The organism is Bradyrhizobium sp. USDA 336, from assembly GCF_044908355.1.
GTDB lineage: Bacteria > Pseudomonadota > Alphaproteobacteria > Rhizobiales > Xanthobacteraceae > Bradyrhizobium > Bradyrhizobium yuanmingense.
Genome location: NZ_JBIYDC010000002.1, coordinates 1,976,969 through 1,998,230 on the forward strand (window position 1 = coordinate 1,976,969; position 21,262 = coordinate 1,998,230).

The following is a 21,262-nucleotide window of genomic DNA, read 5'->3' on the forward strand; positions in this document are numbered from 1 at the left end:
GGATGGCTCATTCCTCGTATGTACGGAATGCTGACGGCCGATATTTCCGGTTGTGTCGCATTCAGCCTCCCGGTGCAGCGCCGGAACTCTCAAGGTTTGAGAATTCCAGCGTTTTCCGCTTCCCTCTATGACCAGCGCGGTGCGCGGCAGCGAGGTGGAGCGGGTCAAGCCCCGGCGGCGGACGGTCTCGGGCTACCACTCATGTTGCCGGGACGGTTCTGACAGCGGCGTAACCCATTACCCGGTCCCTTGATCCCAAGGGGGCGGTTCGTGATCCCCAAGGCGAGCGCGCGCGCGCCGTGCCTGGCCAGCAGCAACTGATTGAAGGGCGGCCTCGCCGCCCAGTGTTTCATACGGGCCGACGCTTGATGCGCCAGACTGTGCCGACGAAATCTGAAGGAGCATTCGCGACGCTGCGGAGTGACAATCCCGTGCGTCGCAATGGTCCTGAAGCTTCCGGTTCGGCAAGGCGCGAGAGACGGCGTTTCGGCCTTCCCCTCAGCCCCGAATCAGGTGGACCGTCGCGTCACCCGCCGGCGCGATACGCGCCCACGGCTTATCGCGTCCGCCGCCGCCAAGAGTTAAGACATGCCCAACAAGATGTTGATCGATGCCACCCACCCGGAGGAGACCCGGGTCGTCGTGGTCCGCGGCAATCGCGTCGAAGAGTTTGATTTCGAGACCGCGCAACGCAAGCAATTGCGCGGGAATATCTACCTCGCCAAGGTCACAAGGGTCGAACCCTCGCTCCAGGCCGCTTTCGTCGAATATGGCGGCAATCGCCACGGCTTTCTCGCCTTCAGCGAAATCCATCCCGACTACTACCAGATCCCGGTCGCCGACCGGCAGGCGCTGATCGAGGCCGAGGAACAGGCCCATCGCGAGGCCGAGGAAGAAAGCGAGAACCGCTCGCACGGCCGTCGCCGCTCGCGGCACCGCAACGCCCGCCGCCGCGGTCATGGCGAGCGCGTGCGCAGCGACATCGTCGAAGGTCTCGAAGCCGGCGCCGATCCCGCCGCCCAGCCGGTCGACGGCGCCGCGCTGCCGGAGCATGCCGAGGGCGAGCATCTGCACGCCGATAGCGAGCATCACGGCGAGCACGAGGGCCACGATCATGGCGACCACGATCATGGCGACCATGATCATGACGAACATCGTCATGCCCGCGATGACGAGCACCATCACGCTCACGATGATGCCCACGGCCGCGAGGACGAACGCGATCATCACGATCATGAACACGCCGACGAGACGCCCGCGCCTGTCGCGGCGGTCGGCGCCGAGCCCGCGGTCGAGACCGTTGCCGAGCCGCAGCCGGCTCCAACCTTCGAGACTTCCGCTCCCGAGGCTCATGCCGCGGAAGCGCAGGCGGAGCCTCTGGCGGAAGCCGTGACATCGGCCGCCGAACCGGCCGATGCCGTCTACGCCGCCGGCGAAAGCACGGAAGCCCCGCAAGCGGACGCCGGGGAAGCAGCCGAGGAGGACGACGAGGACGAGGACGGCGAGGATGCCGAAGAGGAAGTCGTCGAATCCGTCGGCGGCGACGACGTGCTGGAGGAAGTGCCGGAGCGCACCTTCCGCCCGCGCCGCCAGTACAAGATCCAGGAAGTCATCAAGCGCCGCCAGGTGATGCTGGTGCAGGTCGTCAAGGAAGAGCGCGGCAACAAGGGCGCGGCGCTGACGACCTATCTCTCGCTCGCCGGCCGCTACGCCGTCCTGATGCCGAACACCGCACGCGGCGGCGGGATCAGCCGCAAGATCACCAGCGCGCAGGATCGCTCGCGCCTGAAGGAAGTGGTGCAGGACCTCGACGTGCCCGAGGGCATGGGCATCATCCTGCGCACCGCGGGCGCCGCCCGCACCAAGCCCGAGATCAAGCGCGACTTCGAATATCTGATCCGGATGTGGGAGACGGTGCGCGACCTCACGCTGAAATCGCAGGCCCCGACCCTCGTCTACGAGGAAGGCTCGCTGATCAAGCGCTCGCTGCGCGACCTCTACAACAAGGAGATCGACGAGATTCTGGTCGCCGGCGAAGCCGGCCACCGCGAGGCCCGCGACTTCATGAAGATGCTGATGCCCGCCAATGTCGGCGCGGTGAAGCAATATCGCGACGGCCAGCCGCTGTTCTCGCGCATGGGCGTCGAGAGCCAGCTCGATGCGATGTTCTCGCCGACCGTGCAGCTGCGCTCCGGCGGCTACATCGTCATCAACCAGACCGAGGCGCTGGTCTCGATCGACGTCAACTCGGGACGATCGACGCGCGAGCACCATATCGAGGACACCGCGCTCAAGACCAACATGGAAGCGGCCGAAGAGGTCGCCCGCCAGCTGCGCCTACGCGACCTCGCCGGCCTGATCGTCATCGATTTCATCGACATGGACGAGAAGCGCAACAACCGCGCGGTCGAGCGCAAGCTGTCCGATTGCCTCAGGCAGGATCGCGCGCGCATCCAGGTCGGCCGCATCTCGCATTTCGGGCTGCTCGAGATGTCGCGCCAGCGCATCCGCGCCAGCGTGCTGGAATCCTCGACCGATCCGTGCCCGCATTGCGGCGGCACCGGCCACGTCCGCTCGGTGTCCTCGGTGGCGCTGCAGCTCCTGCGCGGCCTCGAAGAGATCCTGATGAAGGGCGCCACCCACAATCTCGTGGTCCGCACCCGCACCGACGTCGCGCTCTATGTGCTGAACCACAAGCGCGGCCATCTGCGCGATCTCGAGAACGGTTTCAAGGTCACGCTGTCGGTGATCGCCGACGCGAGCGTCAGCGGCCCGCAGGCCTATGTGATCGACCGCGGCGAGCAGGTGCATACGCTCGAAGCCGCCAAGGCGCTGCTCGTTGCGCAAGCCGCTGCGAGCCCGCCGCCACCGGCCGAAGAGGCCTATGACGACGAGGACGTCTTCGACCTGGAGACGGAATCCGAGATCGAAACCGACGAGACCGAAGGCCTTGCCGACGAGCAGGCTGGCGGCGAGGCAGCCTCGGAGCAGGACGGCCAGCGCCGCAAGCGCCGGCGACGCCGGCGCGGCCGCGGCGGCCAGCGCGAAGGAGAGTTGCGCGAGGATACGGCGCCGACCGTGCCTGAGCCCGCGATGATCGCCGGCGAAAGCGAGGAGGAGACCGAGGCCGAGCAGGACGGTGAGGAAGGCGAGGAACAGGCCGCCCGTGGCGAACAGCAGGGCAGCGGTGATCGCCGGCGCCGGCGTGGTCGCCGCGGCGGCCGCCGCCGTCGCGGTGGCAGCGAGGAAGGTCTTGCCGGCTCCATCAGCGACGAGCTCGGCACCAACGCGCCGCCGGAAGCTGCCGGTGCAGTGGCCGATTTCGACGGCCTCGGCAGCCAGGCTTCGCCTTCGATCGCGCAGGCCGAGCCGACCGGCGAGCCGCAAGTTGCGGAGCCTGAGCCGCACGCCGAGATCCGGACCGAGGCGCCGGCCCAGCCGGAGCCCGCTCCCGCCGCGACGACCGCAACGCCGGACGAAGAGCCAGCCGGCGACAGGGCCGCGCGGCGCCGCTCCACCGTGCGCGAAAAGGTGAGCTTCCTGGCGAACAGCCAGGCGGAGCCCGCAACGCCGGCGGCGGAGGCGACCGAGCCGGTTGCTGCACCCGCGCCGGCACCTGAGCCCGCGCCGGAGGCGGCAAGCGAAACCCCGGCCGCCCCACGTCGTGCCGGCTGGTGGTCACGCCGTTTCGGCGGCGGCGAGTAAAGGGACAAATAGAATTGAAACCGCCCGGCCCAACCGGGCGGTTTTGATTTGATGAGGTCAGCTGCGATGCAAAGCGCGATCATTCTCGGCGGCGGCATGGTGGGCGTGGGCGCCGCGCTGCATCTGCAGCGGCGCGGCTGGTCGGTGACGCTGGTCGATCGCAGGGAGCCGGGCCGCGAGACCAGCTACGGCAATGCCGGAATGATCCAGGCCGAGGCGGTACGCCCCTATCCGATGCCGCGCGACCTCGCTTCGCTCTTGAAGATCGCGACCGGCCGCACCAACGACGTGCGCTACAGCCTCTCCTCGCTGCATCTCCACATCGAGCCCCTGCTCCGTTACTGGTGGCATTCGGCGCCGAAGCGGCATCGCGAGGCGATCGAGGCGTGGGCACGGCTGATCGCCTACGCAACCGCCGAGCACGACATCCTGATCCGCGAGGCGCATGCCGACAATCTCATCCGCCGCGCCGGCTACCGAGCGCTGTTTCGCGATGCCGCTTCACTGGATCTCTCGGTCAAGGCTGCCGAGGAAGATCAGCGCGAATTCGGCGTGAACTACCGCGTGCTGTCGGGCAGCGAGCTTGCCAGGGCCGAGCCGATCCTGCGAGACGATCTCCCGGGAGCGATCCATTGGCTCGACACCTGGACCGTGTCCGACCCCGGCGCGCTGGTCACGGCCTATGCCGACTTGTTCGTGCGCCTCGGCGGCAGGATCGTGCTCGGTGATGCGCAGTCGCTGCGACAGACCGCGACCGGCTGGTCGGTGGACACCGACCAGGGCCGCATCGACGCTGCCCACGCCGTCGTGACGCTCGGGCCGTGGTCGCCTGATTTATTGTACAAATTCGGCTATCGCATCCCGCTGGTGCGCAAGCGCGGCTACCACATGCATTACAGCGGCGGCGCTTCGCTCGACCTGCCGCTGGTCGACAAGGCCCGTGGCTACGCCATGGGGCCGATGGCCAAGGGCATCCGCATCACCACCGGCGCCGAATTGACCGGCGCGGACGCACTCGCAACACCAGTGCAGCTCGCCAGCGCCGAAGCCTCGGCGCGCGAGCTGATCGACCTCGGCAAACGGGTCGAGCCGGATCCGTGGTTCGGCACGCGGCCCTGCACGCCCGACATGCTGCCGGTGCTCGGCCCCGCCCCGCGCCACCCCGGCCTCTGGATGAATTTCGGCCATGGCCATCAGGGCTTCACGCTGGGCCCTGCGACCGGACGCCTGCTCGCGGAGATGATGAGCGGCGAAACGCCTGCGGTCGATCTGACGCCATACCGGCCCGAGCGGTTTTAGCCCACAGAAGAAGGGCTGATCGAGCAGTTCGATCAGCCCTATTGCTTCAAGTCTGATAGCGCAGCTCGCGCTGCCAGAGCCCGATCAGTCCGTGGTGATCGCCGTCTCCATGTCGGTCGGATCGATCTCCTTGGCGAGATTGGCGTTGAGCTTGTCGCGGTCGAGCTCGCCTTCCCACCAGGCGACGATCACGCAGGCGACGCCATTGCCGCATAGATTGGTCAGCGCCCGGCACTCGCTCATGAACTTGTCGATGCCGAGCACGATCGCCATACCCGGCACGAGGCGCGGATCGACCACCGCGAGCGTCGCCGCCAGTGTGATGAAGCCGGCGCCGGTGATGCCGGAGGCGCCCTTCGAGGTCAGCATCGCCACGACCAGGATGGTCATCTGCTGGGCGAAGGAGAGTTCGACGCCGAGCGCCTGCGCGATGAACAGCGTCGCCAGCGTCATGTAGATGTTGGTGCCGTCGAGGTTGAACGAATAGCCCGTGGGCACGACGAGGCCGACCACCGACTTGGAGCAGCCGAGCCGCTCCAGCTTCTCCATCAAGGACGGCAGCGCGCTTTCCGAGGATGAGGTGCCGAGCACGATCAGCAGCTCGTCCTTGATGTAGGCGAGGAACTTGAAGATCGAGAACCCGGCCATGCGCGCGATGAGGCCGAGCACGACGAACACGAACAGCGCAGCCGTGACGTAGAACGTCGCGATCAGGCCGAGCAGATTGAGGATCGCGCCGGTGCCGAACTTGCCGATCGTGTAGGCCATCGCACCGAACGCGCCGATCGGCGCCGCGCGCATCACGATCGAGATGACGCCGAACACCGCGTGCGCGGCATCGTCGATGAAGCTGCGGATGGTGTGGCCGCGCTCACCGAGGCTCATCAAGGCAAAGCCGAACAGCACCGCGAACAGCAGCACCTGAAGGATCTCGCCTTGCGCGAAGGCGCCGACCACGGTGTCCGGAATGATGTGCAGCACGAAGTCGACGGACTTTTGTCCAGCGGCCTGCTTGGCGTAATTGGCCACCGCCGCTTCGTTTGCCGCTCCGCCACCGAAGCCGGACCCCGGCTTGACGAGATTGCCGACGACGAGGCCGAGCACCAGCGCGAAGGTCGAGACGACCTCGAAATAGACCAGCGCCTTGACGCCGATGCGTCCGACCTTCTTGGCGTCCTGGATGTGGGCGATGCCGGAGACCACGGTGCAGAAGATGATCGGGGCGATCACCATCTTGATCAGCTTGATGAAGCCGTCGCCGAGCGCCTTGATCCAATCGTTGGTGGCGACGGACGGCCACAGCCATCCGACGATGGCGCCGAGCACGATGGCGATCAGCACCTGGATGTAGAGGACTTTGTACCACGGCTTGGCGGCGGGCGGCGCGACCGGCGCCTCCGCTATTGTTGTCGTCGTCATCGTTTCACTTCCCCTCAAAGCGCTGGGCCAGCCAAGATCAACTTGGCCGGCCCGTTAATTGGAGCTGCAAATTGTGGCAGGTTTAACCGCGGCGATCGACGATGCGGCGCGCGGCCGGCATCAACGCCGCGCCGAGCGCATTCTTGACCAGCGAACCCGCAATGAACGGCACGATGCCGACCTGCCAGGCTTTCGCTGCGCCGAGACCGAGGCCAAAGGCCAACCAGCCGAAGCCGGCGGCAAGAATGACCACATGGCCGGCGGCCATCGCTGCAAACAGCAGCACGACGCTGCGATCCCAGCCGCGCTCGGCGAGCCAACCGGTCACGAAAGCTGCCACAACGAAACCGAACAGATAGCCTGCGGTCGGCCCGACGAGCGGCGCGATCCCACCCACAGGGCCTGCAAACACCGGAAGTCCGAGCGCGCCCTCGGCGAGGTAAGCGATCATGGTTGCGCTGCCAAGGCGCCAGCCATAGGCGGCACCGATCATCAGCACCACCAACGTCTGCAGCGTCATTGGCACGTAGGGCAGCGGCAAATTTACCTTGGCCGACAGCGCCATCAGCGCGGTGCCGAGCGCAATCAGCACGACGGCACGCAGCGTGCCGACGGCTTCGCCCGGTTGCGTCGGCCACATCAATGCGGCGAGAGAGGAATGTGGCGTTGCCGCGGACGGGGTGGAACGGTCAGGCACGTCGAACTCCGGAGGGCTGTCGAAACTGGCGGCTATTTAAGCCAGTGAGCGATCCGGTCAACTGCCTCCCGCATCTCATCGAGCGAGCGTGCATAGGAAAAGCGGATGAATGAACGGCCATGGACAGGATCAAAGTCGAGGCCGGGCGTTGTCGCCACGCGCGCCTGCTCCAGCATCTGCTTTGCGAATTCAAAACTGTCCGAGGTGAAGTCCGAGACGTCGGCATAGAGATAGAAGGCGCCGTCAGCCGGCAGGAATCTCGTCAGTCCGGCCTTGGGCAAGCCATCGATCAGGACACGCCGGTTTTCCTGATAGCCGTGCTTGATCGCCTCCATCTCGGCCGCGCCGTCGAAGGCGGCCTCCGCTGCGATCTGCGACAGCGCGGGCACCGAGATCGAGAGGTTCTGCTGCAGCCGCTCGATCGGCCGCACCAGGATTTCAGGCACCACCATCCAGCCGACGCGCCAGCCGGTCATGCAAAAATACTTCGAGAACGAATTGATCACGAGCGCGTGCTCGGACAGCGCGGCCGCTGTCACGGCCGGCAACGCGTAATCGAGCCCGTGATAGATCTCATCGGAGATGAAGCGGATGCCGGCATCTTCCGCCGCCGCGATCAGGCCGGCGAGCGCTTCACGGGACATCATCGTGCCCGTCGGATTGGCGGGGCTGCCGACCAGAACACCCTTCAGCGGCGCCTTGCGATGCGCTGCGAGCAGGGCCTCGCCGGTCAGCGCGTGACGCGTTTCGTTCGTGGTCTCGATCAGCACCGGCTCGCAGCCGAGCGCGGTCAGAATATGTCGATACGGCGGATAGCCCGGCACCGTCACGGCGACGCGATCGCCAGGTTCGAACATCGACAGAAAGGCCAAGATGAAGCCGCCCGACGAGCCCGTCGTCACCACGATCCGCTCGGGGCTGACATCGCAGCCATAGGTGTCGCGATAATGGCGCGCGACGCGCGCGCGCAGACCGGGGATGCCGAGCGCGGACGTATAGTCGATCCGTCCGGCCTCGAGCGCCGCATGGGCGGCCGCGATCGCGGTCCTGGGGGCGCCGGCCGCGGGCTGGCCGACCTCCATATGGATCACATGACCGCCGGCCGCCTCGATTCGGGCCGCCGCGGCCATGACGTCCATCACCATGAACGGGGGAACATCGCTGCGGCGGGAGGGCTCGAGCCACTGCCCCAACCGGTTCCTCAATGTCGCGTCGCGCATCGATTTCTGCTATTGGCTGGCGAACCGGTCCGTCCGGTCCGTAAACGGGGCGCTTGTGCCCCAGACTGGCCGCATTGTACGGCTCATAAGGGCACCGTTCACAAGGGCATATCGCGTATCCGGTCCGCCGCCAATCACCAAAACCAATCACTGAACTGCTTGACCAAGATCACTTGACCGAGCCCCTTTTGACCAAGACCGCTTGATGTCGCTCCAGATCGCATTGCGCAAGAAGGCCTCCGCCCTCACCGCCCTCGTCACGGCCACGGCGATCGCGCTGACGCCGTTCTCGGCCGCGCGCGCTCAGGCCAAGGGGCCGCCGGTCCTGCGCGACACCGAGACCGAGCAGCTGCTGCGCGAATACACGCGTCCGATCCTGCGCGTTGCGGGTCTGGAGAAGCACAACATCCAGATGGTGATCATCAACGACGGCTCGTTCAACGCCTTCGTCGCGGATGGCCGCCGCATCTTCGTCAATTGGGGCGCGATCCTGCAATCGGAGACGCCGAACCAGATCATCGGCGTGCTCGCGCACGAGACCGGACATCTGGCGGGCGGCCATCTGTCCAAGCTGCGAGAGCAGCTCGCCGCCGCCCAGACCCAGATGATCATCGCGATGCTGCTCGGCGCCGGCGCGATTGCGGCCGGCAGCACGCAGCGCAGCAGCGTAGGCAACAACGGGCTCGCCAATGCTGGCGCGGCCGCCATCGCCGCTCCGCAGGAGGTGATCCGCCGCACGCTGCTGTCCTACCAGCGCCAGCAGGAGGAGAATGCCGACCGCGCCGGCGTGAAGTTCCTGGCTGCGACCCAGCAATCGCCCAAGGGCATGTACGAGACGTTCAAGCGCTTCACCAGCGAGAGCCTGTTCGCCGCGCGCGGTGCCGATCCCTACCTGCAGTCGCATCCGATGCCGGCCGAGCGCGTCGCCGCGCTACAGGAGTTCGCAAGCTCCAGCCCCTACTGGAACAAGAAGGACGATCCCGCGCTCCAGCTTCGGCACGACATGGTCCGCGCCAAGATCTCCGCCTTCATGGAGCGGCCGGAGACGGTGTACCGCCGCTATCCCCAGACCAACGACAGCCTGCCGGCGCGCTATGCCCGCGCCATCAGCACCTATCTGCACGGTGATCTGCGCAGCGCGCTCGCCCAGATCGACGCGCTGATCCAGGTGCAGCCGAACAACCCGTATTTCTACGAGGTGCGCGGCCAGGCGCTCCTGGAAAGCGGCAAGGCGGCCGAAGCGATCGCTCCCTTGCGCAAGGCCGTCGCCCTCTCGAACAACGCCCCCCTCATCGAGATGTTACTTGGGCAGGCTCTGGTCGGAACCGATAATAAGGCCTACACCGACGATGCCGTTCGGATTCTCCGCGCCGCGGTGGCCCGGGAGCCCGAGGCGGCGCTCGGGTATACCCAGCTCGCGATGGCCTATGGCCGGAAGGGAGATTATGCGGAGGCAGATCTCGCCTCGGCCCAGGCCGCATATTTGCGCGGCGACAACAAAACCGCCCGCGAGCTTGCCACGCGCGCGAAAACACGTTTCGCCGTCGGCACCCCCGGATGGGTCAAGGCCGACGACATCGTGGCGGCGAAGCCGCCGCGCAACTGACGCAAACTCGAACGACGCCCGACCACGACGTCACGACACCGGGCCTGAATCCGCCGGGACGTTCTCGAAACCTGCTTTGGATAAGAGGATTTGACTATGCCTTCGCTGCGCCTGCTCGCTCCTGCCCTGTTCGCGCTCGCCATGTTCGGCGCAGCCGTGCCCGCCTCGGCCGACAGTTTCTCCGACAGCCAGCGCACCGAGATCGAGAAGATCATCAAGAACTATCTCGTCAGCCATCCCGAGGTGCTCGAGGAGGCCATGGCCGAGCTCAGCAAGCGCCAGGCCGCGGCCGAAACGCAGAAGCACCAGGCCAGCATCGCGCAGAACGCCGAGGCGATCTTCAACTCGCCGCGCCAGGTCGTGCTCGGCAACAGGGACGGCGACGTCACCTTCGTCGAGTTCTTCGACTACAATTGCGGCTATTGCAAGCGTGCTATGGACGACATGCTGACCATCATGAAGGGCGATCCGAAGCTGAAGGTGGTGCTGAAGGAATTTCCGGTGCTGAGCCAGGGCTCGGTGGAAGCGGCGCAGGTCGGGGTCGCCGTGCGCATGCAGGATCCCTCCGGCAAGAAATATCTCGACTTCCATCAGAAGCTGCTCAGCGGCCGCGGCGCCGCCGACAAGGCCCGCGCGATGCAAGCCGCCAAGGAAGCCGGTCTCGACACGGCTCGCATCGAGAAGGACATCGCCAGCCCCGAGGTGCGCGCCACCCTCGAGGAGAATTTCAAGCTCGCCGAAGCGATGGGCATGAACGGTACGCCGAGCTACGTGATCGGCAAGCAGATCGTGATCGGTGCCGTCGGTGTTGAAAGCCTGAAGGAGAAGATCGGCATTGCCCGTTGCGGCAAGGCGACTTGCTGATCACAGTTTTACGATAGCGAGAACACAAAAAGGCCGGCAGACATGCCGGCCCTTTTTCTTGCGCTGAACGTTGGCGCCTTCGTGCAAAGTCATTCATCTGGCGTTCAACAAACAAAAGCCGCGGAACAGTCGAAGTTCCGGAACAACTCAAATCCCCTTTCGTTGTCGGCGCGGGCAATGACGCGAATGAACACGTGAGGAGAATTTCGATGTTGAACCGCTTTATGATTTCGGTTGCCGCAGTCGCGCTCGTCGCGGGCACTGGCCTCGCGAACGCGCAGGGCAATATGGGCCGCGACAGCGGCGGCGCCGCCGGTGGCGCGCAGATGCAGCATTCGCAACCTTCCGGCGGCGCTGCTGAGCGCGGTGGCTCGATGAGCCATGACAAGGGGACCGTTGGCCAGGCCGGCGGCTCCGGCGCGATGAAGTCCGAAGACAAGTCCGGCGCGATGAAGGACGAGCGCCCCTCGGGCGGCGCGATGAACAAGAACGCGGCCGAGGACAAGTCTGGCACCACCAAGGGCCAGCGCACCGACGACCGCGCGCAGGGTCAGATGGACAAGTCCCAGCAGGACAAGTCCAAGAGCATGAGCCAGGACACCAGCAAGTCCGGAGCTAAGGACCAGAAGGACATGAAGGCCGAGGGCAGCAAGAGCGGCACCTCGACCACCGAGACCCAGAAGGGCACCGGCACGAGCACCAACCAGAATGTCCAAGGCCAGACCGGCACGAGCACGAACCAGAACGCGCAGGGCCAGACTGGCACCAGTTCGACCCAGAACGTCCAGGGCCAGAGCTCGACCACGGTTGGCCAGGCGGGCGCCGCTGCCAAGCTCTCGACCGAGCAGCGGACCCAGATCACCTCGGTGATCCGCGAGCAGCGCGTCGCCCCGGTGACGAACGTGAACTTCTCGATCTCGGTCGGCACCCGCATTCCGCGGGAGGGCATCACCCTTCACGCCCTGCCGTCGCGGGTCGTGTCGATCTATCCGGAATGGCGGAGCTACAAGTACGTCCTGGTCCGGGAAGAGATCGTGATCATCGATCCGGACACCTATGAGATCGTGGCCGTCCTGAACGTCTAAGGCCGGACACCGGCAAGCTCTTGGGGGCGGGCAGCGATGCCCGCCCCTTTGCATGCACCCGGCAGCCATGCTTCAGCCTGGTTAACAAGCAAATTCCGTAGTTTCCGCACAGGTTTTTGCGCACTGGATGAGGTGGCTGACCCCGCCCCTGAGGCCCTTCAAGGCTTCCCCTCACGCGCTTTGTTACCTATAACCCCCGCCACGCCGAAACACCTCTTTCCGGGATTGGAATGGCCGAACCTGCAACCGACACGATCCTCGTCCTGAACGGGCCGAACCTCAACATGCTGGGGACCCGCGAGCCCGACAAGTATGGCCATGCGACGCTGGCCGACGTCGAGGCGCTGTGCCGGGACACGGCCGCGACGTTCGGCCTGAAGGCGGACTGCCGGCAATCCAACCGCGAAGGCGAGCTGATCGATTTCATCCACGAGGCGCATCGGCGCAAGATGAAGGGCATCATCATCAATGCCGGCGGCTATTCCCACACCTCGATCGCACTGCACGATGCGCTGCTCGCGGTGCAGATTCCGACGGTCGAGGTGCACGTGACCAACATCCACGCCCGTGAGAGTTTTCGTCACCATTCCTACACTGCGCGCGCGGCTTTCGCCTCGCTCTGCGGTTTCGGCATCGAGGGCTACCGCCTCGCCATCCAGGGCCTTGCCGCCAAGCTCGGCATCAAGCCCAACGCCTGACGCTCCCTTCCAACAGAACATTCGGATCAAACAACATGGCGCGCCAGCCAGACGACAAAGCAGCCGCAAAGTTTTCCAGCGAGGATTCCGCGCTCGTCCGCGAGCTGGCACTTCTGCTCGATGAGACCAGCCTCACCGAGATCGAGATCGAGCGAGCGGGTCTGCGCCTGCGCGTCGCCCGCAACATCAGCGTTGCCGCGACCATGCCGATGCAGGTGACGGCTCCTCCGGCCGCCCTGCCGCTGGCAGCAAGCCCCGCGGTCCCTGCCGCGGCCGATCTGTCGAAGCATCCCGGCGCCGTGACCTCGCCGATGGTCGGCACGGCCTATTGGGCGCCGGAGCCGGGCGCAAAGCCGTTCATCGACGTCGGCGCCAAGGTCTCGGTCGGCCAGACCCTGCTGATCATCGAAGCCATGAAGACGATGAACCAGATCCCCTCGCCGCGCGCCGGCACGGTGACGCAGATCCTGGTCGAGGATGGCCAGCCGGTCGAGTACGGCGAGCCGCTGGTGATCATTGAGTGACGCGAATGGGGAATAGCGAATAGCGAATGGCGTCAGCCTTCCCTACTCGCCATTCGCCACTCGCCATTCGCTGCAGGACAACATGTTCGACAAGATCCTCATAGCCAACCGCGGCGAGATCGCCCTTCGCATCCTCAGGGCCTGCAAGGAGCTCGGGATCGCCACCGTCGCCGTGCACTCCACCGCCGACGCCGATGCCATGCATGTGCGGCTGTCGGACGAGAGCGTCTGCATCGGGCCGCCGGCGTCCAAGGACAGCTATCTCAACGTGCCCGCCCTGCTCGCGGCCTGCGAGATCACCGGCGCCGATGCCGTGCATCCCGGTTACGGCTTCCTCTCCGAGAACGCGCGCTTTGCGGAAATCCTCGCCGAGCACAATCTGCACTTCATCGGTCCGAAGGCCGAGCACATCCGCCTGATGGGCGACAAGATCGAGGCCAAGAAGACCGCCAAGCGCCTCGGCATCCCCGTGGTGCCCGGCTCGGACGGCGCCGTCGGTCCCGACGACGATGCGATGGCGATCGCGAGGAAAATCGGCTTCCCCGTGCTGGTGAAGGCGGCGGCGGGCGGCGGCGGCCGCGGCATGAAGGTCGCGCACAGCGAGGCCGACCTGCAGCTGGCGCTGTCGACGGCGGCCAACGAGGCCAAATCCGCCTTTGGCGATGCTTCCGTCTATCTGGAAAAATACCTGCAGAAGCCGCGCCACATCGAGATTCAGATCCTCGGCGATGGCCGCGGCGGCGCGATCCATCTCGGCGAACGCGACTGCTCGCTGCAGCGGCGCCACCAGAAGGTCTGGGAGGAAGGCCCCTCGCCCGTGCTCGCTGCCGCCGCGCGCGCTAAGATCGGCGAGACCTGCGCGAAAGCGATGCGCGAGATGAAATATCTCGGCGTCGGCACCATCGAATTCCTGTTCGAGGACGGCGAGTTCTACTTCATCGAGATGAACACCCGCATCCAGGTGGAACATCCCGTCACCGAGAGCATCACCGACATCGACCTCGTGCTGGAGCAGATCCGCATCGCCGCCGGCGGCGACCTGCCGGCCAGGCAGGACGAAGTCCAGGTCATCGGCCATGCGATCGAGTGCCGCATCAACGCCGAGAATCCGCAGACCTTCCGCCCCTCGCCCGGCCGGATCCTGCAATATCATCCGCCCGGCGGCCTCGGGGTGCGGATCGATTCCGCCGTCTACCAGGGCTACACGATCCCACCCTATTACGACTCCCTCGTTGGCAAGCTGATCGTGCACGGCAAGACCCGCGCCGAATGCCTGATGCGGCTGCGCCGCGCCTTGGACGAGATGGTGGTCGAAGGCATCGAGACCACGCTGCCGCTGTTCCGCGCGCTGGTGCGCGAAGCCGACATCATCAACGGCGACTACCACATCCACTGGCTGGAGCAGTACCTGGCCGGCAAGGCGGAACCAGCGCCGCGATAATCACATGCTCTCATGGAACCCCTTGCCTCCAATCGCGTTCTGGATGGTTGGGGCAGTTCCAAGGGGGCGTTTTGAACTCCATTGCCTGCAGACAGGTGAACCGTCGTGACGGCTGAAGGCCAGCGACGGCGCGCATTCTGGCAGATCCTGCTGTTCGCGGCGGGCCTTTTGGTGCTGACCGTGATCAGCGCCGGTTCCGTCTACCTCGTCAACAAGGCGCGGGAGGATAGCAAATGGGTGGTTCACACCATCGAGGTGGAGAACCAGATCAATGCCCTGCTGCTGGAGATCCGACGTGCAGAGAGCGGCGCCCGTGGCTACCTGTTGACCGGGGAAGACAACTTCAGGACTGACCATGAAAAGGCCGTGGCCGCCATCATCCCGGCCCTCGACAAGCTCACCCGCCAGAGCGTCGACAATCCGGGGCAACGCGAGAATGTCGAGAAGCTGAGCACGGCGATTGAAACCCGGCTCAGCCAGTTCGCGCAGGAAATGGCCTTCATTCGGCAAGGCCAGGCGGACAAGGCCACGGCACTGGTGCGTGAGCTGGCAGCCCAGGACGCCACGGCGAGGATCGCCAGCGTCGCCAACACGATGATGCGCGAGGAGGAGCGGCTGTTCCGCCTCCGCACGACCAACTCCGACCGCAGCCAGACCCTGGCCGCCTCGATGACCGGAATCGGCTCCGGCCTCGTTGTGGTGCTGGCGCTGATCTCGATCTGGCTGGTGCGGCGTTCGGCACGCGTGCGCGACGAAGCCGAAGCGCGCCTGCGCGAGGCCTACGCCAACCTCGAGACCGTCGTCGACGAACGCACGGCGGACCTGCGCGAGGCCAACGACGAAATCCAGCGCTTTGCCTATATCGTCAGCCATGATCTGCGCTCGCCACTCGTCAACATCATGGGCTTCACCAGCGAGCTCGATGAGCTCGGCGGCGACATCTTCCGCCGCATCGGCAGCCTCGCGCACGCCCCCGCGGAAGGAGCGCCGCTCGCGCCCGCCGCGCCGGGTGAGATCGCGCTGGAGGGCGGCGACAAGCAGCTCCAGGAGGATTTCTCCGAAGCGCTCGGCTTCATCAAATCGTCGATCGCCAAGATGGACCGGCTGATCTCGGCCATCCTCAATCTCACCCGCGAGGGCCGGCGCGAATTCCAGCCGGTGAAGGTCGACACCCGCGAGCTGATCGAGGCCATCGTGACGACGCTGGCGCACCAGGCCGCCGAGGCGCAGGCCGAGATTCACGTCGAGCCCCTGCCGGACCTCGTGAGCGACCGTCTCGCCCTCGAGCAGATCTTCTCCAATTTGATCGACAATGCCATCAAATATCTCAAGCCCGGCGTGCCCGGCGAGATCAGAATCCGCGGGCGGACCAAGCTCGGCTACGCTATCTTCGAGGTCAGCGACAACGGCCGCGGCATCGATCCCAAGGACCACCAGCGGATATTCGACCTGTTCCGCCGCGCGGGAACCCAGGACAAGCCCGGCCAGGGCATTGGTCTTGCCCATGTGCGTGCACTTGTGCGTCGCCTCGGCGGCACCATGTCGGTATCATCGGAACTCAACACGGGCAGCACCTTCACGATCACGCTGCCGATCGCCTGGAACGTGAGCAACCGGAACAGAGATCGATGACCCAGCCTGTCACCATCATCATGGTCGAGGACGACGAGGGCCATGCCCGTCTGATCGAGCGCAACATCCGCCGCTCGGGCGTCAACAACGAGATCGTCTCCTTCACCACCGGGACCGACGCCATGCGGCACCTGTTCGGCGCCGACGGCTCCGGGCTCGTGCAGAAGGGCAACGCGCTCCTGATCTTGCTCGACCTCAACCTCCCCGACATGACCGGGATCGACATCCTGAAGCAGATCAAGGAGAACAAATACCTGAAGGCCTCGCCCGTGGTGGTGCTGACCACCACCGACGATTCCCAGGAGATCAAGCGCTGCTACGAGCTCGGCTGCAACGTCTACATCACCAAGCCCGTCAACTACGAGAATTTCGCCAACGCCATCCGGCAGCTCGGTCTGTTCTTCTCGGTCATCCAGGTCCCGCCCGCCGCCACATGAACCAGCGCACGCCGACACTGCTCTACATTGACGACGACGGGGCGCTGGCGCGCCTGGTCGATCGCGGCCTGACGCGGCGCGGCTTCCGGGTCGTCCATGCCGCGAGCGGCGAGGAAGGGCTCGCGCGCATCCGCCGTGCCGCCGCCCAGAACAGCACCGAAGGCGGCATCGACGTCGTCGCGCTCGATCAGTACATGCCGGGCCTCGACGGGCTCGAGACGCTTGAGCAGATCATGGCGATCCCGGACGCGCCGCCCGTCGTGTTCGTGACCGCCTCGCAGGATTCCAGCATCGCGGTGACGGCGCTCAAGGCGGGAGCGGCCGACTATCTGGTCAAGGACGTCCAGGGCGACTTCATCCCGCTCCTCCACGTCGCGGCCGAAGGCGCGCTACGCCAGGCCGAGCTGCAACGGGCGCGCGAGGAAGCCGAGGCCGAGATCCACGCCTCGCGCGACCGCTACGCGGCGCTCGCCGCCGAACGCGAGCTCCTGCTGCGCGAGGTCAACCACCGCGTCGGCAACTCGCTTCAGATCATCGCCTCGCTGCTGCACCTGCAGGCAAGCTCCGCCGCGCAGGACGAGGTCAAGGCGGCGCTGACCAACGCGATGGGTCGCGTCGCCGCGGTGGCGCAGGTGCACCGCCGCCTCTACACCTCGCAGGACCTCAAGAGCGTGGTCCTCAATCAATATCTGGACTCGCTGCTCGAGGATCTCAGGCGGTCGGCCGAGGGCAACCGCATGTCGCGCCTGACTTTGAAGGCCGAGCCGATCGAGATCGATCCGGACCGTGCGGTCGCCGTCGGCATCATCGTCAACGAGCTGGTGATGAACGCGGTGAAATACGCCTATCCTGACGGCGCCGGCCCGATCCATGTCGAGCTGATCTCGCAAGGCGACGACCTCCTGCTCTCGATCACCGACGACGGCGTCGGCGACAACGCCAAGGCCGATCCGCGCTCCACCGGCATGGGCCAGCGCATCGTCGCGGCCATGGCCACCAAGCTCGACGCCACGGTCGAGCGCGATCCCGCGCATTCCGGAACCCGGGTCGTGCTGAAGTTCGGCCGCATGCTCGCAAGCGTCGGCAAAACCAGCACCGCTGCCGCGAGCTGAGCGGTCCGGCGCACCCATCGCAACTGCATTGCGATCCTGCTATGATGGCAAGCCATGACTTCGCGCGACTCCGCCCCGTCTGAAATCACGCCGGCCGTGCTGCTGCGCGCTTATGCCTGCGGCATCTTTCCGATGGCGGAAAGCGCCGACGATCCGACCCTGTTCTGGGTCGAGCCGGAGCTGCGCGGTGTCATCCCGCTCGACGGCTTCCGCGTCGCCTCGCGCCTTGCGCGCACGGTGCGCTCGGATCAGTTTCGCGTCACCGTCAACACCGCGTTCAAGGCGACCATCGCCGGCTGCGCGGCGCCGCAAGTGGGCCGCGAGGACACCTGGATCAACAAGCGCATCCGCGACCTCTATGGCGGGCTGTTCGAGCTCGGCCATTGCCACAGCGTCGAAGCCTGGCAGGGCGACGAGCTCGTCGGCGGTCTCTACGGCGTCAGTCTGGGGCGGGCCTTCTTCGGCGAGAGCATGTTCCACACCGTGCGCGATGCCTCGAAGGTCGCGCTGGTGCATCTGGTCGCGCGGCTCATTCACGGCGGCTTCGAGCTGCTCGACACCCAATATGTCACCGAGCACCTGAAGAGCTTCGGCGCCGTCGAGATCTCGCGGCGACGCTACACCGCGCTGCTCGACAGGGCGCTGGCCGGCGAGCCCGGCGATTTCCTGAAGCTCTCCGCCGGCGAAGCGATCCGGGGCGCAAGCGCCCTCGAAATCATCGCCTCGCGGCAATAACCAGCGACCGGACTGGCGGTCAGGAGTCGTTCACCTCTCCCGAAGGGAGAGGTCGGAGCGCATCGTAGATGCGGTCCGGGTGAGGGGTTCAAGTCTCACGGAGTGCCTCAGCCCCTCACCCGGATTGCTCAGGCGCGCAATGCGCGCCATAGCAATCCGACCTCTCCCCGTCGGGGAGAGGTGAAGAGCCCGCCGAACCCAACTCCATCAGGTTAGCGGCCAAATCCGGGGATGCCGAACAGGCCTGGGCGCTGCTCCGGTGGTGGCGGCGGTGGCGGCGCCGGTTGCTGCTGCTGGATCGGCGGCAGCGGCTGCGGCGGGCGCTGCTGCACCTGCTTGGGCGCGGCCTTCTTCTGCGCGGGCGGCGGTGGCGGCGGCTTGGCCGCGGCCGGATCCGGTGCCGCCGTCGCCACAGTCTGCTGCGGCTCTTTGCAGTCGGTCAGCCAGATGTCGTAGATCGGATGCTCGACGCCGTGCAGGCCGGGGCTCGCCGCGTACATCCAGCCCGAGAAGATCCGCTTCACCTCGCCCTGCAAGGTGATCTCGTCGACCTCGACGAAGGCGTCGGTGTTGGCCGCTTCAGTCGCCGGACGCGTGTAGCAGGCGTTGGTCTTGACGCGGAGCGCACCGAACTGGACGGTCTCGCCGATCTCCTCGTCGAAATTGATGATGCGCCCGGTGATCTTGTCGAGGCCGGAGAAGGTCGCCTTCTTGTTCACGATCTTCTGGGCCGGCGGCTCCGTTACGACCTCGTCGCCCGGCTGGAGGCTGGCCGGCGTCTGCGGCACGCCGCCCTTCTGCTGGGGCTGCCGCTGACCGGGCGCTCCGGGAGCGCCTTGCGGACCCGGCGGATTGATCGCGGCCGAGGGCGGCTGGTTCGGCGGCGCGAGGGTCGAGCCCGGCGGCGGTGCTAGGGGCTGGGTCTCGACCGGCCCGGGCATCACGTTGCCCTGCCGGCCCGGAGGCGGCGGCATCGGGCGCGACGGCAGCACCCGGCCCTGCGGCGGCAGCTCCGGCACCTCTTCGTCGTCCTCGGGCATCTGCTGCGGCTGGGGCTGGCCGCGCGGAATGCTGCCGGGCGGCCGCAGCGGCGGCGGATCGGAGAAGATCGTGCCGATCTGCGCACTTGCCGGCGTCGCAGCCGTCAGTGCGGTGGCGGCCAAAAGCGCCGCAAGACCGGTCAGGGAAAAGGTTTTGAACATTTCGCGCGGCTTCAACAGCGAATCGGGCTCGTTGGACATTCTACAGGGGATACCGCCGCTCGCAGGCCTTCCGGTTAACACGCCGAATACGGCGGGGGAAGGGCGGCATCCCTGCCCTTCCCGGCCCGGTCTGGCCAGGCCGGCTCCCGGATGGGATAGTCGTGAGCCCCCTCCCCGGGGCCGAATGCGGGTATGCCCCCGAACCGACAATCCCGACAGAAATGCCCTCCCTCCTCGAAGCCGCCCTCGCCCTCCCCCTGCGTGCCCTCGCATGGCTCGGTGGCCAGGGCACGCGCGCGGTGGCGGCGATTGCCTTCATCGCGGTCGCGGTGCCGCCGCTCGGCGCGCTGCTGCGCCCTTACGTCACCGAGGCGATCTTCCTTCTGCTCTGCATCTCCTTCATGCGCGTCGATCTCGTCGCGCTGTACGGACATCTGCGCCGGCCGGCGCTGGTCGCGGCCGCCACGGCCTGGACCACGATCGGTGTGCCGCTGATCGTCGCCCTCCTCGCCCAGGGAAGCGGGCTCGACAAAAGCTCACCCGGTCTCTTCCTCGCGCTGATGCTCCAGGGCATGGCTTCGCCGATGATGGCAGCGCCCGCGCTCGCCGCGCTGATCGGCCTCGACGCCACGCTGCCGCTGGTCACCCTGGTCACCGCGACCGCGCTCGTGCCCTTCACCGCCTCGCTGTTCGCGAGCCTCTTTCTCGGCGGCATGCTCAGCATCTCGCCGCTCGCGCTCGGCCTGAAGCTGCTCGGAATCCTCGCCGCATCGCTGCTGGCCGCGACCGTCATCCGCCGCCTGTTCGGCACCGAGGCGATCCAGCGCCACAAGCAGCCGATCGACGGCTTCAACATCCTCATCCTGCTGGTCTTCGCATCCGCCGTCATGGGCGACGTGGCGCACGATTTCGTCGCTGATCCGCTGTTTGCGATCACTGTCGCACTGCTCGCCTTCGCGGTCTATTTCACCCTGCTCGCGGTCACGACATTGATTTTTCGCCGCGCCGGCACCGAGCGCGCCTTCGCCATCGGCCTGATGGTGTCACAGCGCAATCTCGGCCTGATGCTGGCGGCAACCGCCGGCGCATTGCCGCCCACCACCTGGCTCTATTTCGCGCTGACGCAGTTTCCGATTCACCTTGCGCCGTACATGCTGATGCCGATCGCGCGGCGACTGAGAGTGCGCGCAAATGCGCCCGACGAGGCAACCAAGACTGACGCACCCTCGTTCGCGTCGCACCGACGCAGGGGAGGAACATCCGTTCAAGACCCCGGTTGAAGCCTCTAACCGCAAGGAGGTTAGCGATGAAGTTCGCCATGATTTTGGTTCTCGGCTCGCTTGCCATGGGCTCGGCAGCGAGGGCCGATCAACCCGGACCTGACTGGATGCCGATGGAACAAGTGAAAGCCAAGCTCATGGAGTCCGGCTATTCACAGGTCACCAAGCTTGAAGCCGACGATGGCCAGTGGGAGGGCGAGGGAGTCAAGAACGGCCAGAAGATGGAATTCCACGCCGATCCCAAAACTGGCGTCATCGTGCGCGAGAAGCCGGATAAGTGAACATCGCCGCAGTCCGCTTGAGCAA

18 protein-coding genes are annotated in these 21,262 nt (G+C 66.1%); 14 read left to right on the forward strand and 4 right to left on the reverse strand.

Annotation, left to right across the window (positions count from 1 at the left end; all coding sequences use genetic code 11):
• The first annotated feature begins 588 nt into the window (after positions 1-588).
• Both ABIA45_RS10190 and ABIA45_RS10195 read left to right on the forward strand, forming a co-directional pair.
• The gene (locus tag ABIA45_RS10190; RefSeq protein ID WP_404651911.1) at positions 589-3,705 is read left to right on the forward strand and encodes an Rne/Rng family ribonuclease; all 3,117 of its coding nucleotides are present in this window, start codon (positions 589-591) and stop codon (positions 3,703-3,705) included.
• A gap of 66 nt (positions 3,706-3,771) precedes the next feature.
• Positions 3,772-5,004, forward strand: a complete 1,233-nt coding sequence (locus ABIA45_RS10195) for an NAD(P)/FAD-dependent oxidoreductase (protein ID WP_404651913.1) — start codon at positions 3,772-3,774, stop codon at positions 5,002-5,004.
• Between the two features lie 84 nt (positions 5,005-5,088).
• Here the strand turns inward: ABIA45_RS10195 and ABIA45_RS10200 are convergent, their stop codons facing one another.
• The 3 genes from ABIA45_RS10200 to ABIA45_RS10210 all read right to left on the reverse strand — a co-directional run bounded on the left by ABIA45_RS10200 (position 5,089) and on the right by ABIA45_RS10210 (position 8,340).
• On the reverse strand, positions 5,089-6,423 hold the full coding sequence (locus tag ABIA45_RS10200; protein WP_157285915.1) for a dicarboxylate/amino acid:cation symporter: 1,335 nt from the start codon (positions 6,421-6,423) through the stop codon (positions 5,089-5,091).
• 82 nt (positions 6,424-6,505) lie between these two features.
• The gene (locus ABIA45_RS10205) at positions 6,506-7,063 is read right to left on the reverse strand and encodes a biotin transporter BioY (protein WP_157285938.1); all 558 of its coding nucleotides are present in this window, start codon (positions 7,061-7,063) and stop codon (positions 6,506-6,508) included.
• An 89-nt stretch (positions 7,064-7,152) separates the two neighbouring features.
• Positions 7,153-8,340: a pyridoxal phosphate-dependent aminotransferase gene (locus ABIA45_RS10210; RefSeq protein ID WP_404651914.1), complete on the reverse strand. Its 1,188-nt coding sequence runs from the start codon at positions 8,338-8,340 to the stop codon at positions 7,153-7,155.
• Positions 8,341-8,545: 205 nt separating this feature from the next.
• Here ABIA45_RS10210 and ABIA45_RS10215 point away from each other — a divergent pair, with 205 nt between their 5' ends.
• From ABIA45_RS10215 to aat, 10 genes are all read left to right on the forward strand, one after another.
• Positions 8,546-9,946: a M48 family metalloprotease gene (locus ABIA45_RS10215; protein WP_036022887.1), complete on the forward strand. Its 1,401-nt coding sequence runs from the start codon at positions 8,546-8,548 to the stop codon at positions 9,944-9,946.
• Positions 9,947-10,042: 96 nt separating this feature from the next.
• Complete coding sequence (locus ABIA45_RS10220) at positions 10,043-10,810, forward strand: DsbA family protein (RefSeq protein WP_036022886.1); 768 nt, start codon at positions 10,043-10,045, stop codon at positions 10,808-10,810.
• 209 nt (positions 10,811-11,019) lie between these two features.
• Positions 11,020-11,895 (forward strand): DUF1236 domain-containing protein, encoded by an 876-nt coding sequence (locus ABIA45_RS10225; protein ID WP_404651916.1) that lies wholly within the window; start codon positions 11,020-11,022, stop codon positions 11,893-11,895.
• Between the two features lie 230 nt (positions 11,896-12,125).
• Complete coding sequence (aroQ, locus tag ABIA45_RS10230; RefSeq protein WP_157285922.1) at positions 12,126-12,593, forward strand: type II 3-dehydroquinate dehydratase; 468 nt, start codon at positions 12,126-12,128, stop codon at positions 12,591-12,593.
• Positions 12,594-12,628: 35 nt separating this feature from the next.
• Positions 12,629-13,117: an acetyl-CoA carboxylase biotin carboxyl carrier protein gene (accB, locus tag ABIA45_RS10235; protein WP_157285923.1), complete on the forward strand. Its 489-nt coding sequence runs from the start codon at positions 12,629-12,631 to the stop codon at positions 13,115-13,117.
• Positions 13,118-13,199: 82 nt separating this feature from the next.
• Positions 13,200-14,558: an acetyl-CoA carboxylase biotin carboxylase subunit gene (gene accC, locus ABIA45_RS10240; RefSeq protein ID WP_157285924.1), complete on the forward strand. Its 1,359-nt coding sequence runs from the start codon at positions 13,200-13,202 to the stop codon at positions 14,556-14,558.
• A gap of 105 nt (positions 14,559-14,663) precedes the next feature.
• Positions 14,664-16,190, forward strand: coding sequence for a CHASE3 domain-containing protein (locus tag ABIA45_RS10245; RefSeq protein WP_404541365.1), 1,527 nt, complete (start codon positions 14,664-14,666; stop codon positions 16,188-16,190).
• Entirely contained in the window at positions 16,187-16,627 is a 441-nt protein-coding gene (locus ABIA45_RS10250; protein ID WP_036000093.1) for a response regulator, read from the forward strand. Before ABIA45_RS10245 ends, ABIA45_RS10250 begins: the two co-directional genes overlap by 4 nt.
• On the forward strand, positions 16,624-17,739 hold the full coding sequence (locus tag ABIA45_RS10255) for a sensor histidine kinase (protein WP_271546743.1): 1,116 nt from the start codon (positions 16,624-16,626) through the stop codon (positions 17,737-17,739). The genes ABIA45_RS10250 and ABIA45_RS10255 overlap by 4 nt, the downstream gene beginning before the upstream one ends.
• 54 nt (positions 17,740-17,793) lie before the next feature.
• Positions 17,794-18,474, forward strand: coding sequence for a leucyl/phenylalanyl-tRNA--protein transferase (aat, locus tag ABIA45_RS10260; protein WP_404651919.1), 681 nt, complete (start codon positions 17,794-17,796; stop codon positions 18,472-18,474).
• Between the two features lie 212 nt (positions 18,475-18,686).
• On the opposite strand, the gene ABIA45_RS10265 is transcribed toward aat, so the two are convergent.
• Positions 18,687-19,715: a DUF2155 domain-containing protein gene (locus ABIA45_RS10265; protein ID WP_271546746.1), complete on the reverse strand. Its 1,029-nt coding sequence runs from the start codon at positions 19,713-19,715 to the stop codon at positions 18,687-18,689.
• 182 nt (positions 19,716-19,897) lie between these two features.
• On the opposite strand from ABIA45_RS10265, the gene ABIA45_RS10270 reads away from it, so the two are divergent.
• Both ABIA45_RS10270 and ABIA45_RS10275 read left to right on the forward strand, forming a co-directional pair.
• Entirely contained in the window at positions 19,898-20,956 is a 1,059-nt protein-coding gene (locus tag ABIA45_RS10270) for a Na+-dependent transporter (RefSeq protein WP_271546748.1), read from the forward strand.
• A 26-nt stretch (positions 20,957-20,982) separates the two neighbouring features.
• Entirely contained in the window at positions 20,983-21,237 is a 255-nt protein-coding gene (locus tag ABIA45_RS10275; RefSeq protein WP_057029054.1) for a PepSY domain-containing protein, read from the forward strand.
• The last annotated feature ends 25 nt before the right edge of the window (positions 21,238-21,262 follow it).

Coding starts and splice junctions, on each gene's coding strand:
- ABIA45_RS10200 (WP_157285915.1), bottom strand. CDS start 6,423: ATGACGACGACAACAATAGCGGAGGCGCCGGTCGCGCCGCCCGCCGCC.
- aat (WP_404651919.1), top strand. CDS start 17,794: ATGACTTCGCGCGACTCCGCCCCGTCTGAAATCACGCCGGCCGTGCTG.
- accC (WP_157285924.1), top strand. CDS start 13,200: ATGTTCGACAAGATCCTCATAGCCAACCGCGGCGAGATCGCCCTTCGC.
- ABIA45_RS10250 (WP_036000093.1), top strand. CDS start 16,187: ATGACCCAGCCTGTCACCATCATCATGGTCGAGGACGACGAGGGCCAT.
- ABIA45_RS10210 (WP_404651914.1), bottom strand. CDS start 8,340: ATGCGCGACGCGACATTGAGGAACCGGTTGGGGCAGTGGCTCGAGCCC.
- ABIA45_RS10215 (WP_036022887.1), top strand. CDS start 8,546: ATGTCGCTCCAGATCGCATTGCGCAAGAAGGCCTCCGCCCTCACCGCC.
- ABIA45_RS10225 (WP_404651916.1), top strand. CDS start 11,020: ATGTTGAACCGCTTTATGATTTCGGTTGCCGCAGTCGCGCTCGTCGCG.
- ABIA45_RS10275 (WP_057029054.1), top strand. CDS start 20,983: ATGAAGTTCGCCATGATTTTGGTTCTCGGCTCGCTTGCCATGGGCTCG.
- ABIA45_RS10265 (WP_271546746.1), bottom strand. CDS start 19,715: ATGTCCAACGAGCCCGATTCGCTGTTGAAGCCGCGCGAAATGTTCAAA.
- ABIA45_RS10205 (WP_157285938.1), bottom strand. CDS start 7,063: ATGTGGCCGACGCAACCGGGCGAAGCCGTCGGCACGCTGCGTGCCGTC.
- accB (WP_157285923.1), top strand. CDS start 12,629: ATGGCGCGCCAGCCAGACGACAAAGCAGCCGCAAAGTTTTCCAGCGAG.
- ABIA45_RS10255 (WP_271546743.1), top strand. CDS start 16,624: ATGAACCAGCGCACGCCGACACTGCTCTACATTGACGACGACGGGGCG.
- ABIA45_RS10220 (WP_036022886.1), top strand. CDS start 10,043: ATGCCTTCGCTGCGCCTGCTCGCTCCTGCCCTGTTCGCGCTCGCCATG.
- aroQ (WP_157285922.1), top strand. CDS start 12,126: ATGGCCGAACCTGCAACCGACACGATCCTCGTCCTGAACGGGCCGAAC.
- ABIA45_RS10190 (WP_404651911.1), top strand. CDS start 589: ATGCCCAACAAGATGTTGATCGATGCCACCCACCCGGAGGAGACCCGG.
- ABIA45_RS10195 (WP_404651913.1), top strand. CDS start 3,772: ATGCAAAGCGCGATCATTCTCGGCGGCGGCATGGTGGGCGTGGGCGCC.
- ABIA45_RS10270 (WP_271546748.1), top strand. CDS start 19,898: ATGCCCTCCCTCCTCGAAGCCGCCCTCGCCCTCCCCCTGCGTGCCCTC.